A 13,876-nucleotide genomic window follows, 5' to 3' on the forward strand; every position below is an offset into this window, starting at 1 on the left:
GCGCGAGGACGTTGGAGCAGCGACAAGGGATCGGGCACTCCCCAGAGCTGCAACCCTGTTCGACGAGCTGTGGAATGATTTGATCGACGTCAGCTCGACCCTCCTTCCGCGGGTTGTTCATGCCCGCGCTTTTGGCGACGGTATCGACTGTGGCGACGACTGCGCTGGCGGCGGTGTCTGCGCCATCCGCATGACCGAAGACCTGGCCGTCGAGGCACGCTTCACGACCAACGACAGTCACACCTGTCAGCCCGACACGGCCGCCGTTAACGGGCCGCTGCTCCAGGGGGCACGGCTGATTCGCTTCGAGCGCGGTCGGTCCTCCCGCTCGCCCTGCCGCGACGCCGGCCGGATGGGTGGAGGTGGCCCGCCTCAAGCCCTTTCGGGCCGCAGGCGGTTGCGGCATGCCCGTCGGCGTGACACATTAGCCGGCTTTTATCCTGAAGAGGCAGAACCCCTGGACCTGCTTGCACCTCCCGAGCACGGCGGCCGGCTGCGTCAGGCCGCCGAGCGCTTCGGCATTCCGCTGACGGACTGGCTGGACCTCTCCACCGGGATCAATCCGCGGGCCTGGCCGGTGCCCGCCTTGCCCGCGTCCCTCTGGAGTCGACTCCCCGAGACGGACGATGGGCTGGAGCGCGCAGCCAGTGACTACTATGGCGCGTCCGAGCCTTTGCCCCTGGCTGGGTCTCAGGCGGCGATCCAACTCATCCCGAAACTTCGCCCGCCGGGTCGGGTCGGCGTGCCCGAGGTCGGTTACGCCGAGCACGCCCATGCCTGGCGCTGCGCTGGTCACGAGGTGGTGCCGCTGCCCGACGGCGACGCGGCACCCTGGCTCGATGTCGGGCCGGAGCGCCTGGACTGCGTGGTCGTCATCAATCCCAACAACCCGACTGGACGACGATGGTCGCCGGAGACCCTGCTCGACTGGCACGCGCGTCTCGCGGCGCGCGGCGGCTGGCTGGTGGTGGACGAGGCCTTCATGGATGCGACGCCTGAGTCGAGTGTGATGCCCCATGCCGGTCGTCCCGGACTGATTCTCTTGCGGTCGTTCGGTAAGTTCTTCGGTTTGGCGGGCGCCCGCGTCGGCTTCCTCTTCGCCGAGGCCCAGATCCGGCGGCGGGTGGCGCACGGACTCGGCCCCTGGACGCTCACCGGCCCCTCCCGCTGGGTCGCTGCCCGGGCCTTGGAGGATACGGCCTGGTACGCGCAGACGGCTGCTCGGCTGGCGCGCGACTCTGAGCGGCTGGCCGCGCTGTTGCGCGATCAGGGGCTGACGCCGAGCGGGGGCACGTCGCTCTTTCAATGGGTCGAGACGATTCACGCGGAGCGCATTTATGTGGGACTTGCGGCGCGGGGTATCCTGATACGCCTGTTCGCGCACCCCAAGAGTCTCAGGTTCGGGTTGCCGGGCGAGGACGGCGAGTGGCAGCGGTTGGCCAAGGCGTTGGCGTCTCTGTCGGAGCAAGGTGAGTCGACGCAGGTTCAGGCATCCGCCGCGTGGTCCGCGCACGCGGATTCCCCAGCCCCGCGCCCCTGATCCATGCCTCCGGAATGGCTCAAGATCCCGGCGGCGGACCCTTCGCTCGCGTCGAGGCACCAGGCTGAGTCTCGCGATGGACCCGCCTTGAGCGTCGTTTGTTCGCGCTTCGGTTTGACTTCCGAGCGGCGAGCGACCGTGCCGCCGACGCTTCCCCGGTCGAACGGCTCAAGCCGATCGAGGTTGGTGGCCTTCGTGTCGGACCCCGTGTTTGCGGCGCAGCTGCGCGCGAGCTTGGTGCCCGGCCCGCTCGCGGGCCAGGTCGAGGTGATGGATGCCGGATGGCTGGCGCGGAAGGGGCTGGATGCCGTCCACGGCCTCCCAGTCTCCGTCTCCCATGATCGGTGGGGCGAGGAGGTCGTCATGGACCGGCATCGTTTGGATGTGTGCCTGAGCATCGGTCGACACGCGGCGGAGCGCGCCAAGCTGGCCGGGCGTTCCCGGATCCTCTGCATGGGACTGGAGGCGGATTGGCCAAGCGCGGAGATGCCGCCGGTCGAGGACGGCGTTGTCTCAAGACCCGGACTGGAGCCCAAGGGGACGGTGCGGTGGTCAGCAGTCGATCGGCGAGATGTCTACGAGTCTCTGCGCGAGCAAGGCACCTTCAGTGCGAGCGCGCTCGTCGGCGCCATGATCGCAAGCGCGCAGATGGGGTTGTGGGTCGAGGCTGTGGGTCCGCTGGCGCGGGTCGCCGCGGCACTTGCCGCGCGCCTGAACCCGGAGGTGCGCGCCTGGATCGGCGGATTGGCTGCCGAGCCGATCGCCATGGAGGGAATGAGGGTAGTTTGCGCAAGCGGGGCGCGGGCGGCGTCCGGCTACAGCTCGGCGAGCGACTCTTCGGTCTGCGCTGTCTCGTAGGGGGGCTCTGGTTGGTCTTCCTGCTGTTCGCGCTTGAGCCGGTGGCGCAGCAGATTGAACTCCCAGATACGCTCGGCAAGCGTGCGTCTCAGCTCCGCGCGCTCCAACTCGGTGCTCAGTAGCTTTCTGCCGAGCCAGTCGAGACGAATCCCGACGACATCGAGCTTCGTCCTGGTGTGGGCGATGGATTGCTCAAGGCGCTGGAGTCTGTGCTCGTTCAGGCTGGCGACCTGGCATTTGGGGGCACAAGGGCCAGATTCAGGCATCTCAACTCCTTCCGATTTGAGGCGGTATACCCAGACGCCATCCTAGCCCTTCCGTGCCCATCGGGCATCCGGGAAAACACCTATGCGTGTATGAAAGGGTGGTGACGGCAATGCACATCGCGGCCCGGCGGTCGTCAGCTCCGCTGGTGGAAGTCGCCGCGATGGCTTCGATCGGGTGGCTCGGTGTCAGCCTGTCGAGCCCGTGCCGGTATCGAAGACGACGTTCAGCATCACCAGGGCGACGACCAGGAAGAGGACGGTCATGATTCCGCCGGCCTTCATGTAGTCGGGTACCCGGTAGCCGCCTGGACCCATGATGAGCGCGTTCACCTGGTGGGTGGGGATGAGGAAGGAGTTGGAGGTGGCGATGGCGACCGTGAGCGCGAAGACGGCCGGGTTGGCGCCGGCACCGATAGCCATGTTGACCGCCAGCGGGACCAAGAGCACCGTTGCGCCCACGTTGGACATGACCAGTGTGAAGAAGGTGGCGAGCCCCGCGAGGGCGGCTTGGATGACCCAGACGGGCACGTCGCCGAGTGCTTCCAGGGTCTGCTCCGCGATCCAGGCGGCCGTGCCGCTCTGTTCGACAGCGAGGCCGAGCGGGATGAGCGAGGCCAGAAGGAAAACGGTCTTCCAACTGACCGCCTCATAGGCCTCTTCGATGGACAGGACGCCCGTGAGCACCATCCCGACGGCGCCGGTCAGCAGCGCCACGGAGAGCCTGAGATCCGTGAAGAGCACCAGGCTCAGGGTCATCACGAAGAGGAAGAGGGCGGCCGGGACCTTGTGTGGCCGCAATTCCTCGTGCGGATATTCGGTGGTGACGACGACGAAGTTGCGGTCTTTTGCGATTCGACTCAGATCCGCCCAAGTGGTGTGGACGACCAAGGCATCGCCGGGTTCGAAGGGGGTGTTGCGCACGCCGCCGGTCTTGTAGGTGATCTGGGTTCCGCCGCGCCGGATGGCCAGGAGTGAGAGGCCGTAGGTCTTGCGCAGCCAGAGATCGCGCGCGGTTTTTCCGATGAGCGCCGATCCCGGCGGAATGACGATCTCGGCGATACCCGCCTTGGTATTGGCCATGGCCTCGGCGAAGAGGTCCAGGTCGGGCTTCTGCTCGACCGTGCAGGTGTTGGTGAAGTCGCGGAAGGCGTCGGCGTTGCCGAGCAGCCCCATGTGGGTGCCTGGGGTGATGCCCAGGGTGCGGTCCACGCCGTCGGCGCCGAAGCGCAGGCCATCGCCTTTCTCGACCCCGATGATGCGAACCTTCCAGGTGCGCTCCAACTCGTCGACGCTCATGCCGATGAGGTTGCTCTCCGAGGGGATGCGGAACTCCCGCAGCTCGAACTCGTTGAGTCCGTAGGTCTCCGCGAAATAAGCGCCCGTGTCGCCGCCCTCGAGCGTGTCGCTACCGCGCACCGGGAGCACGAAGCGGCCGGCGAGCACGAAGTAGAGGATGCCGGTGGCGAGCAGGGCGACGCCGATGGGCGTGACGTCGAACAGATCGAAGGTCGCCATGGGCGCGAAGCCCTCGGGCAGCGCCTGGTTGGAGGTCAGGATGAGGTCGTTGAGCAGGATGAGCGGGCTGGATCCGACCATGGTGATGGTACCGCCCAGGATGGCGCAGAAGCCCATGGGCATCAGCAGGCGCGACATGGGCAGTCCGGTCCTGGCCGAGATGCGGCTGACGACCGGCAGAAAGAGGGCGGCGGCGCCGACGTTCTGCATGAAGCTCGAGATGACGCCGACGGTCCCCGAGATCAGCGGGATGATGCGCGCCTCGGTCGAGCCGCCGATGCGCATGATGAAGGCGGCGACCTTGGACATGATGCCGGTCTTGTCCAGCCCGGCGCCGACGATCATGACGGCGATGATGGAGATGACTGCGTTGCTGGAGAAGCCGTCGAAGAGCTGCTCGACCGGGACCAGGCCGTGCTCCAGGCCGATCCAGGGCGCCGCTAGACTGGTCAGGCCGAGCAGGACCATCACGGTAATGGCCGCGACGTCGACGCTGACCACCTCGAAGGCGAAGAGAAAGATGGTGAGCAGCAGGAAGGCGCTGACCCAGGCGACCTCTGTGTTTGGCACCACCCCGGCGAGGTAGATGGCGATGACGGCGAAGAATGCGGCGGCGATGTCCCGTTGGGACAGGGCGCGGAGTGCGGCGAGCATGCGGATTCCCCTCTCTTTGTTTGTTTCCAGTCGTTCAGTTGTCAGTTGTCAGTTGTCAGTTGTCAGTTGTCAGTTGTCAGTTGTCAGTTGTCAGGACCAGGACAGCTTTGAGGCATCCGAGTGCGCATGATACGTAACGAAATCCTGGTCTTCGCGCCTTTCGCGCAGGCGGCGGGGATCAGGTGGCTGCTTTGGCGGCGAGCGCCGGATGCGCCCTTCTGCTAGTCTCGTGTCAGGACTCAATTTTTTATCCCGACGGGGTCTCTGACCATGAAAGGTTTCGGTCCATGGTTGTTGCTCGCAGTGCTGCTGTCCTGGTGCGGTGTTTCACTTGCGATTGAGGATCTCCAGTCCTCGCCTCAGGTCGAGGTGTCGGCGGAACTCGAGCGTCTCATGTCCGAGCTGGGTTTCGAGGTCAAGGGCTTCGAGCAAACCGATGGCGCCATCGGTCATGCCGCGGGCGATGAGCCCGTCGGCCGTCTGCATCTGCTCCTGGAGAACTTCGACCACGTCATCATTCAGGCGCCCGCCGGTGGGATCGAGCGCGTCATCATCCTCGGCGAGAAGTCGGATTATGTGCCACCACCCGTTGTGGTGGCGGGGACGCCGGACCAGGCGGAGGAGGGCGTTCCAGGCGGCGCGAGCGGCCAGGAGATCGTCCTGACCACGCAACGCAAGGGGCCTTCCCACCTCGTGACACTGGGGCTGGAAGGCCCGAACAAGCAGCGCGTCGAGGAGGCGATGCTCATCGACACCGGCGCGGACCGCATCGTTCTGCCCATCTCGCTGCTCTCGTCGCTCGGCATGGGCCTGGACTCCCTGCGCGAGCAGCAGGTGCAGACGGCCAATGGCTCCGTCGATGCCCGCATCGGCAGCCTCGCTGCCATCTGGGTGGGTGAGATGCGTATCGAAAACGTCGAGGTCGCCTTCATCGACGACCAGAAGCTGGGTGGGACCTCACTCCTCGGTATGAGCCTGCTCGGTCGCTTCCGCATGACCATCGACGATGAGAAGAGCCAGTTGACCCTGGCGACCAAGTGATACAGGCGGACGTACGCCGCCGTCGGATGCGCGATCTCGGCTCGCTGGGTCGTTCGCCGCCGGCCTTGCAGGGTCGTTGCCCGCCGGAGAAACCTGGGAAAGCGTGCGGCTCGGTGCCTAGCGTGGCGGCTTGAGCTTGCGCAGCTGCTCTTTCAGCTCCCTGAGTTCCTTGTCGAGATTCTCCATCCCCTGTGCATGCTGCTCCTCATGCTTGGCTTGGTTGAGGGCAAGTTGGCGCATGTACTTTCTGAGTTCGTTCAGATCGCTCTCGACGCGTCCTAAACTACCGAGCGCTTGATCAAGGCGGTCGGATGTTTGGTCGACACGCTCGGCGGCTTCCTGCCTGAACTTCTGCAGGGTCTCGCGCAGTTCCCTCAGAAGGACGAGGACGAAACCATTGGACATGTTGTGCTCCAGGGATCTTGGCGGGCTGGACTTGGCCGGGCGCGCCGTCAACAGATTGCTAACGAACAGATTAGACGATTGATTGATTCAGCTCGTCTTCGGGATCGAGGATGTGCCGATCGTCTCCGGTCTGCCCCGTGGCGGTGTCTCGATTGCCGATGCGCGCGATGTGGTAAAGCGCCTCTCCCTCCGTGATCAGGGGGAGGTTGGTCCGTCCGATCAGGATGCCGTCGTCCGGCGCCGTCACGGCCTCGTCGGCGGGTCGGAACGGGTCGCTAATGATACCAAGGGTGTCGTCTTTCTTGACGCTTGCGCCCAACTGCGCGAGCGAGAGCAGCACGCCGCTCTGGTTCGCGCGGACCCATAGGCTCGAGCGCGCGACCAGCGGCGGTTTGCTTGGCGCTCGGCGCGACCGCTCCGGAATCATCCCGAGATGGCGCATGACGCCCAAGACCCCGCGCAATCCCGCGCGAATCGCGACTTCGTCGAACCGCAAGGCTTCGCCCCCCTCATAGATGATCATCGGGATGTTACGCGCCGCGGCAACGGCGCGAAGCGACCCCGGTCGTACTTCCGCATCCAGGATGATGGGTGTTGCGAATGCCTGGGCGAGCGGCGTCAGGCGCGCGTCGGTGTTCAGCGATACCCGGACTTGGGCGAGGTTCTCGCGGTGTAGCGCGCCCGTGTGCAGGTCGATTCCGTGCGTCGCGCCGTCCAGGACCTCCCGCACCAGGGTCGCGGCCAGACGCGCGGCCAGCGAGCCTCTGTCCGAGCCCGGAAAGCAGCGGTTGAGGTCCCGCCGGTCGGGCAGATAGCGCGACTGGCGAATGTAGCCATAGACATTGACCACGGGCACCGCGAGCAGCGTGCCGCGCACGTGAGCGAGTGCCCGCTGCTGCAAGAGTCTGCGGATGATCTCGACACCATTGATCTCGTCACCATGCACGGCCGCTGTCACGACTAGCCGTGGCCCTGGGCGTTGACCATGGACCACATGCACCGGCATGAAGACGGACGTCTGTGTGTAGAGACACGGCAAGGGCACATCCACGCGCGCATGGCTGCCCGGTTGGACCTGTCGACCGGCGATGACGAGCGGCCCGTGGCTCACTCGGAACGACCAGGCAATCTCGCCTCGATACTGTCATCGATTGCGTTGAAGCGTACATGCCGCCGGGTCGGAATAGCGGGATGTTTGACCGATTGTGCGGCGCCTGTCACAGTCTTCAGCCTTGTCCGCGGGTGCGTGTCTTGCCAAGGGCGGCGTTCTTCTCGACGAAGTCGATCACGAGACCGGCGATGTCCTTCCCCGTGGCGGACTCGATGCCCTCGAGCCCAGGCGATGAGTTCACCTCCATGACGACCGGTCCATGGTTGGAACGCAGGATATCCACGCCGGCGACGTTGAGCCCCATGATCCTGGCGGCGCGGGTGGCCGTGGAGCGCTCCTCCGGCGTGATGCGGATCAGCGATGCGCTGCCGCCACGGTGCAGATTGGAGCGGAACTCACCCTCCTTCGCCTGCCGTTTCATGGCTGCGACCACCTTGTCGCCGATCACGAAGCAGCGGATATCGGCGCCATTGGCCTCCTGGATGTACTCCTGCACCAGAATGTTCACCTTGAGCCCCATAAAGGCCTCGATGACGCTTTCGGCCGCCTTCTGCGTCTCTGCCAGTACGACACCGATGCCCTGCGTCCCCTCCAACAGCTTGATCACCAGGGGGGCGCCGCCGACCATCTTGATCAAGTCCTGCACGTCGTCCGGGGCATGCGCGAAGCCGGTAATCGGCAGGCCAATGCCCTTGCGTGCGAGCAGCTGCAGGGAACGGAGCTTGTCACGCGCACGGGTAATGGCCACGGACTCGTTGAGCGGATAGACGCCGAGCATCTCGAACTGACGCAGCACGGCCGTGCCGTAGAAGGTAACGGATGCTCCGATACGCGGGATGACGGCATCGACGTCGCTGAGGTCTTCGCCTCTGTAGTGGATCGAGGGTGCGTGGGAGGTGATGTTCATGTAGCAGCGGAGCGCGTCGACGACCCTGGCCTCGTGCCCGCGCGCGCGTGCGGCTTCCACCAGGCGTCGCGTGGAATAGAGCGATGGGTTGCGCGAGAGGATGGCAATTCTCATGAGAGCCTCTGGATCTGAGCGGAGAGTCGATGCCGCGGGTCGGACGGCAGCGGACATGGAAGCAATCGGGGTGCGGGCTGTTGGGATTGGGCTCTGGCTCTGGCTGCTCGGGGGCGGTTCCGAGCCAGGCGTGATGGGATCGCGCCGGTCCGGCGCGAAGTAGCCACCGACGCGAGCTTCGCGGCCGCTATGATAGCCGAATCGCTCCGGGAATACCGGCCCAGCGTCGGGGTTTGGGCTCGACCATCAGTGATGCGCGCCGGCCAGCGTCCGTCGTTGGGCCGACGTCAGGAGGCCCAACATGCGCCGTTTCATTGGGCCTCGTCCCTCGGCCCAGCCGACCCCTTGGGGACGAGGATCCTTGGCGCCGGGCAGCGTGCCCGTGCCTCAGGGCGAGCGCGGCGATTCGTGGTGTGAGCCGTCCTCGCTCGAGCGCAGTATGCCGAGGATCAAGAGCGTGACCCCGATGGTGATGGCGCTATCGGCGACGTTGAAGGCTGGCCAGGGGTTGAATAGATCCAGCGGCAAGAAGGGCAGATAGACTTGAACGAAGTCGACAACATGCCCGAGCAGGACCCGGTCGATCAGGTTCCCGACCGCGCCGCCGATGAGCAGGGCCAGCGCGGCGGCCTGGCTCTTCTCGTCCGGTCTCAGTCGCAGGAGCCAGGATGCGAGGACGACGGTGACCACGATCGCCAGCGTTGCGAAGAGCCAGCGTTGCCAGCCTCCGGCACTCGACAGAAAGCTGAACGCCGCGCCCTCATTGAAGACCAGGGTGATGTTCAGGTTTGGGGCGAGGGGGACGACCTCGAAGGGGTTCAGGGCGGCAAGCACCATCCACTTGCTCGCCTGATCGAGTGCGAGGACGGTCAATGAGAGCCAGAGCCAGTGTTTCAACGTGTGTCTCGACGAGGGTAGAGGCCGCTTGAACCCACGCGGGGTTCGCGACGCTTAGGTTGGAGGATAGCCCTGGGGCAGGCTCGCGCCGAGCCGCCCCGGGCCAATGTTCGATGAGCTGCCGTCGCTGCTGGGGGCCGAATCAGGCGAAGCGCCGTGTCTCGCCGGTGTCGCCCAGGTTGGCCACGCATCGTCCGCAGAGTTCCGGGTGGTCGCCATCGGTGCCGACGTCCGCGCGGTGGTGCCAGCAGCGCACGCACTTCGGGTGCTCGGAGGGTCTGACCTGGACTGCGAGTCCATCCTGCTCGGTGTCGAGCGCATCCGCGGTTTTATCCGCAACTGGATGCAGCCGGACGGCCGAGACGATGAGGGCAAAGCGCAGCTCGTCTTCAAGCTGCCGCAACTGGGCGAGAAGCGGCTCGGCGCAATAGAGGTCCAGCTCGGCATCCAGCGAGGAGCCGATTTGCCCAGCCTTGCGGGCGGCCTCCAGCGCCGGTCCGATCGCGACGCGGGCCGCGATGACCTGGTCCCACAGGCCGCGGTCGATGGGGTCGCCCTGGTCCAGCGTGAAGAGTCCGTCGTACCAGGTCTCGGTGAGGATGGTCTCGCCGCGCTCGCCCGGGATCTCCTGCCAGATTTCGTCCGCCGTGAAGCTCAGGATTGGCGCCAGCCAGCGGCTCATCGCCTCGATGACGTGGTACATGGCGGTCTGGCAAGAGCGGCGGGGCAGACTGTCGGCCGGCGTGGTGTACTGGCGGTCCTTGATGACGTCCAGGTAGAAACCGCCCATGTCGACGACGCAGAACTGCTGGACCTTCTGGTAGATCAGGTGGAACTGGTAGTCCTGGTAGGCTTTGATCACCTCTTGCTGGAGACGATGGGCGCGATCGACGGCCCAGCGGTCCAGCTCGACCATGTCCCCCGGGGCGACCAGATTGGTGGCCGGGTCGAAGCCGTTGAGGTTGGCGAGGAGGAAGCGCGCCGTGTTGCGGATGCGCCGATAGGCGTCGGCGGTGCGCTTGAGGATCTCGTCGCTGACGCTCATCTCCGCCCGGTAGTCCGTGGCGGCGACCCAGAGGCGGATGATGTCGGCGCCCAGGGTCTTCATCACGTCTTGCGGCCGCACGACGTTGCCCTTGGACTTGGACATCTTCTCGCCCTTGGCATCGACCGTGAAGCCGTGCGTCAGGACCTGCCGATAGGGCGCCCGGCCATCCATGGCGACCGCGGTCATGAGGGAGGACTGGAACCAGCCGCGATGCTGGTCGGATCCCTCCAGATAGAGATCGGCGGGACTGCGCAGCCCGGCGCGATGCTCCAGCACGCAGGCGTGGGTGACGCCCGAGTCGAACCAGACATCCAGGGTGTCATGCACCTTCTCGTACTGGCCTGCGTCCGCGTCGTCGAGCAGGTCCGCGGGCTCTAGCGCAAACCAGGCCTCGATGCCCTTTTCCTCGACGCGCCTGGCGACGGCCTCGATCAGCTCCGACGTCTTGGGGTGGGGCTCGGCCGTCTCCTTGTGCACCAGCAGGGTGATGGGCACGCCCCAGGTGCGCTGGCGCGAGATACACCAGTCCGGGCGTCCGCGCACCATGCCGTCGATGCGGCTCTGGCCCCAGTCCGGCATCCAGCTGACCTTGCCGATTTCCGCCAGCGCGGTCTCGCGCAGCCCCTGCCTGTCCATGCTGATGAACCACTGGGGCGTGGCGCGGAAGATGATCGGCGTCTTGTGACGCCAGCAATGCGGATAGCTGTGGGTGAAACGCGTTTCGAGCAGCAGCGCGCCGTGCGCCTTCAGCGTCTCGACCACGTGCTCGTTGGCCTGAAAGACGTTCTCGCCCGCGAACAGCGGGGTGCCTGGCAGGAAGCGCCCGTCGCCGCCGACCGGGTTGTCGACCTGCAGCTGGTAGCGCTGACCGACGATGTAGTCCTCCAGACCATGGCCGGGGGCCGTGTGAACGGCGCCGGTGCCGGCTTCCAGGGTGACGTGCTCGCCGACGATGACGGGCACCTCGCGGTCGTAGAAGGGGTGCTTCAGCCGCAGGCCCTCGAAGTCGATCCCGCGCGCGTAGCCGACGACGCGGTAGTGCTCGATCCCCCAGCGGTCCATGGTGTCCTTGAGCAGGCCCTCGGCGACGATGAGCCGCTCATGTCCCTGGTCGGACTGGGCCTCGACCACGACGTACTCCAGCTCGGCGTTCAGGGCCACCGCCTGGTTGGCCGGCAGCGTCCAGGGCGTGGTGGTCCAGATGACGATGGAGGCGGGGCCTTCGCCACAGCCGGACGGGGTGCCGTGGCAGCGTTCCTTCAAGTCGTCCGGGGCGACCACTGGGAAGCGCACGTCGATGGCGATGGATTCCTTGTTGGCGTACTCCACCTCGGCCTCGGCCAGGGCGGAGCCGCAGTCGATACACCAGTGAACCGGCTTCTCACCCTTCTGCAGATGGCCGTTGGCGATGATGCGCCCAAGCGAGCGGATGATCTCCGCCTCGAAGGCGAAGTCCATGGTCAGATAGGGATTGTCCCAGTCGCCCAAGACGCCCAGGCGTTTGAAATCCGCGCGCTGGTTGTCGACCTGTTTGCTGGCATACTCACGGCAGGCGACGCGGAACGCCGCCGCGCTGATCTTGTGGCCGGGCTTGCCCTTCTTCTTCTCGACCTGCAGCTCGATCGGGAGGCCGTGGCAGTCCCAGCCGGGCACATAGGGGGCATCCAGTCCGTCCAGGGTGTGCGCCTTGACGATGATGTCCTTGAGCACCTTGTTCACCGCGTGGCCGATATGGATCTCGCCATTCGCGTAGGGCGGTCCGTCGTGCAGGATGAAGGTTTCGGCTCCGGCGCGTGCCTCGCGGATGCGGGTGTAGACATCGAGCGATGCCCAGCGCTTGAGCATCTCGGGCTCACGCTGCGCGAGATTGGCCTTCATGGCGAAGCCGGTGTTGGGGAGATTCAGGGTGCTCTTGTAATCAGTCACTGAAATTCGATCTCGAATGCGTCGAAAGGCCGAGGGTTTCTCAAGTGGTGCAAGCTACAAGCCGTGAGCCGCAGAATCAAGCGGATGCCGCGATCCCGCCCCCTGTCTTGGGCATCGGGCGGCGATCTGCGGCGAAACGCGCTGACGCCGCCGGTCGGTCTGCGGCTCTGGGCCTTTTGAGGCTGGGAGAGGGATGCCCTATGCTGTCCGCTCTGTCCACAGGAAGTCCGTCCAGGATGAACCCCTTCCGCGTGCTTGGCCGTCTTCGGCCCTGGTTTGAGGCGTGAGCGAGAAGATCATCGACATCGATCAGCTACGCGTTGGCATGTTCGTCCAGCTCGATCTGCCCTGGATGAGTCACCCCTTCATGACCAGCAGCTTCAAGATCCGCACGCGCAAGCAGTTGGAGGCGCTCAAGCATCTGGGCCTCAGTCAAGTTCGGATCGATCCCGACCGCAGCAACCGGGTTCTGGCCCCGTCCGACGATGCGGACACGGATACCGCCGCCGGCGATCAACTCAGGGAGGACCTGACCGCGGCGCTTTGGCAGGAGAAGACGCAGCGCATCCGTAAGCTCAAGGAGCGGCGCAGCCGGCTCAATCTCTGCGCCAAGCGCTATACGCAGACCGTCGGGCTGGCGCGTAAGCTCATGTCGCATCTGCGCGCCTCACCCTTTCAGGCGGCGGAGGAGGCGGGGGCCTTGGTGGGGCAGATGGTCGATGAGCTGACCGAGGATTCCGAGACGACCATCCAGCTGGTGAATCTGAAGAATCAGGATGAAGGCAGCTATTACCACGCCATCAATGTAGTGGCCCTGGCGCTGGTGGTGGGTCAGAAGCTGGAGCTGGACAAGTCGCAACTGCGCATGCTTGGGCTTGGCGCCTTGTTCCACGATCTGGGCCATATGAAGATCCCGACTCAGATCCTGCTCAAAAAGGAGGGGTTCACCCAGCCGGAGCGGCAGTTCTACGAGCAGCACCCGCGCTACGGTGCCGAACTGGCGCGCCAGATCAAGACGCTCCCGCCAGCGGTCGTCGAGATCGTCGCCCGGCATCATGAGCACCTCGACGGCAGCGGCTATCCAGAGGGTCTCAAGGATAAGGACATCGGCACCCTCACGCGGATCGTCACCGTCGTCAATCGCTATGACAACCTCTGTAACGGCTTCGGGGCAGAGCACGGTCTTTCGCCCCATCAGGCCATCTCCCAGATGTATTCCAAGGAGCGGACGCAGTACGACGCCAGGGCGCTGACCAGCTTCATCACCAACCTCGGCGTCTATCCGCCGGGGACCGTGGTGCGGCTCAACGATCGGCGCATCGCCGTGGTCGTCTCCATCAACGCCGGTGATCTCCTCAGGCCGAACGTGCTGGTGTATTCGCCGGAGATTCCCTCCGAGGAGGCGCTGGTCCTGGATTTGGTTGAAGAGGACATCGGGATCTGCGAGAGTCTGCGTCGCTCGGATCTTTCGGCCGAGCAGGTGGAGTATCTCAACCTGTCCGACAAACTCAGCTACTATTTCCAATCGCCGCAGGTCTCGTCGAGGCGCTAGGGCACGCGCAGCCGGCCTCCAGATGCGCTAGCGCGGCCCGGG

Annotated in this window: 11 protein-coding genes; 4 read left to right on the top strand and 7 right to left on the bottom strand. The window is 65.4% G+C overall.

The window, feature by feature from the left end:
* Positions 1-79 precede the first annotated feature (79 nt).
* Together cobD and CKO23_RS26535 are read left to right on the top strand one after the other, a co-directional pair.
* Positions 80-1,540 carry a threonine-phosphate decarboxylase CobD gene (cobD, locus tag CKO23_RS07985; RefSeq protein WP_440870563.1) on the top strand — a complete coding sequence of 487 codons (1,461 nt, stop codon included), beginning with the start codon at positions 80-82 and terminating at the stop codon, positions 1,538-1,540.
* A 186-nt stretch (positions 1,541-1,726) separates the two neighbouring features.
* Positions 1,727-2,398 carry a nicotinate-nucleotide--dimethylbenzimidazole phosphoribosyltransferase gene (locus tag CKO23_RS26535; protein ID WP_200329823.1) on the top strand — a complete coding sequence of 224 codons (672 nt, stop codon included), beginning with the start codon at positions 1,727-1,729 and terminating at the stop codon, positions 2,396-2,398.
* Here CKO23_RS26535 and CKO23_RS07995 read toward each other — a convergent pair.
* Positions 2,356-2,664, bottom strand: a complete 309-nt coding sequence (locus CKO23_RS07995) for a hypothetical protein (RefSeq protein ID WP_200329824.1) — start codon at positions 2,662-2,664, stop codon at positions 2,356-2,358. The genes CKO23_RS26535 and CKO23_RS07995 overlap by 43 nt on opposite strands.
* A gap of 186 nt (positions 2,665-2,850) precedes the next feature.
* Positions 2,851-4,833 (bottom strand): SLC13 family permease, encoded by a 1,983-nt coding sequence (locus CKO23_RS08000; protein ID WP_200329825.1) that lies wholly within the window; start codon positions 4,831-4,833, stop codon positions 2,851-2,853.
* A gap of 270 nt (positions 4,834-5,103) precedes the next feature.
* Between CKO23_RS08000 and CKO23_RS08005 the strand changes: the two genes are divergently transcribed.
* Positions 5,104-5,874 (top strand): retropepsin-like aspartic protease family protein, encoded by a 771-nt coding sequence (locus CKO23_RS08005; protein ID WP_200329826.1) that lies wholly within the window; start codon positions 5,104-5,106, stop codon positions 5,872-5,874.
* 117 nt (positions 5,875-5,991) lie between these two features.
* On the opposite strand, the gene CKO23_RS08010 is transcribed toward CKO23_RS08005, so the two are convergent.
* The 5 genes from CKO23_RS08010 to ileS form a co-directional block, all read right to left on the bottom strand.
* The gene (locus CKO23_RS08010; protein WP_200329827.1) at positions 5,992-6,279 is read right to left on the bottom strand and encodes a hypothetical protein; all 288 of its coding nucleotides are present in this window, start codon (positions 6,277-6,279) and stop codon (positions 5,992-5,994) included.
* 70 nt (positions 6,280-6,349) lie between these two features.
* Complete coding sequence (locus tag CKO23_RS08015; protein WP_200329829.1) at positions 6,350-7,390, bottom strand: succinylglutamate desuccinylase/aspartoacylase domain-containing protein; 1,041 nt, start codon at positions 7,388-7,390, stop codon at positions 6,350-6,352.
* 115 nt (positions 7,391-7,505) lie between these two features.
* Positions 7,506-8,411: a 30S ribosomal protein S6--L-glutamate ligase gene (gene rimK / locus CKO23_RS08020; RefSeq protein WP_200329831.1), complete on the bottom strand. Its 906-nt coding sequence runs from the start codon at positions 8,409-8,411 to the stop codon at positions 7,506-7,508.
* Positions 8,412-8,798: 387 nt separating this feature from the next.
* Positions 8,799-9,308: a signal peptidase II gene (gene lspA, locus CKO23_RS08025; RefSeq protein WP_200329833.1), complete on the bottom strand. Its 510-nt coding sequence runs from the start codon at positions 9,306-9,308 to the stop codon at positions 8,799-8,801.
* 142 nt (positions 9,309-9,450) lie between these two features.
* Complete coding sequence (gene ileS / locus CKO23_RS08030; RefSeq protein WP_200329835.1) at positions 9,451-12,282, bottom strand: isoleucine--tRNA ligase; 2,832 nt, start codon at positions 12,280-12,282, stop codon at positions 9,451-9,453.
* Between the two features lie 283 nt (positions 12,283-12,565).
* On the opposite strand from ileS, the gene CKO23_RS08035 reads away from it, so the two are divergent.
* Positions 12,566-13,834, top strand: coding sequence for a DUF3391 domain-containing protein (locus tag CKO23_RS08035; protein ID WP_200329837.1), 1,269 nt, complete (start codon positions 12,566-12,568; stop codon positions 13,832-13,834).
* Positions 13,835-13,876 lie beyond the last annotated feature (42 nt).

The sequence above is a fragment of the Thiocystis violacea genome, from assembly GCF_016583565.1.
In the GTDB taxonomy this organism is placed as follows: domain Bacteria; phylum Pseudomonadota; class Gammaproteobacteria; order Chromatiales; family Chromatiaceae; genus Thiorhodococcus; species Thiorhodococcus violaceus_A.

Bases quoted from the DNA above. Each gene is read 5' to 3' on its own strand.
- CKO23_RS08010 (WP_200329827.1), bottom strand. From the start codon at position 6,279: ATGTCCAATGGTTTCGTCCTCGTCCTTCTGAGGGAACTGCGCGAGACC.
- CKO23_RS08005 (WP_200329826.1), top strand. From the start codon at position 5,104: ATGAAAGGTTTCGGTCCATGGTTGTTGCTCGCAGTGCTGCTGTCCTGG.
- rimK (WP_200329831.1), bottom strand. From the start codon at position 8,411: ATGAGAATTGCCATCCTCTCGCGCAACCCATCGCTCTATTCCACGCGA.
- CKO23_RS07995 (WP_200329824.1), bottom strand. From the start codon at position 2,664: ATGCCTGAATCTGGCCCTTGTGCCCCCAAATGCCAGGTCGCCAGCCTG.
- CKO23_RS08000 (WP_200329825.1), bottom strand. From the start codon at position 4,833: ATGCTCGCCGCACTCCGCGCCCTGTCCCAACGGGACATCGCCGCCGCA.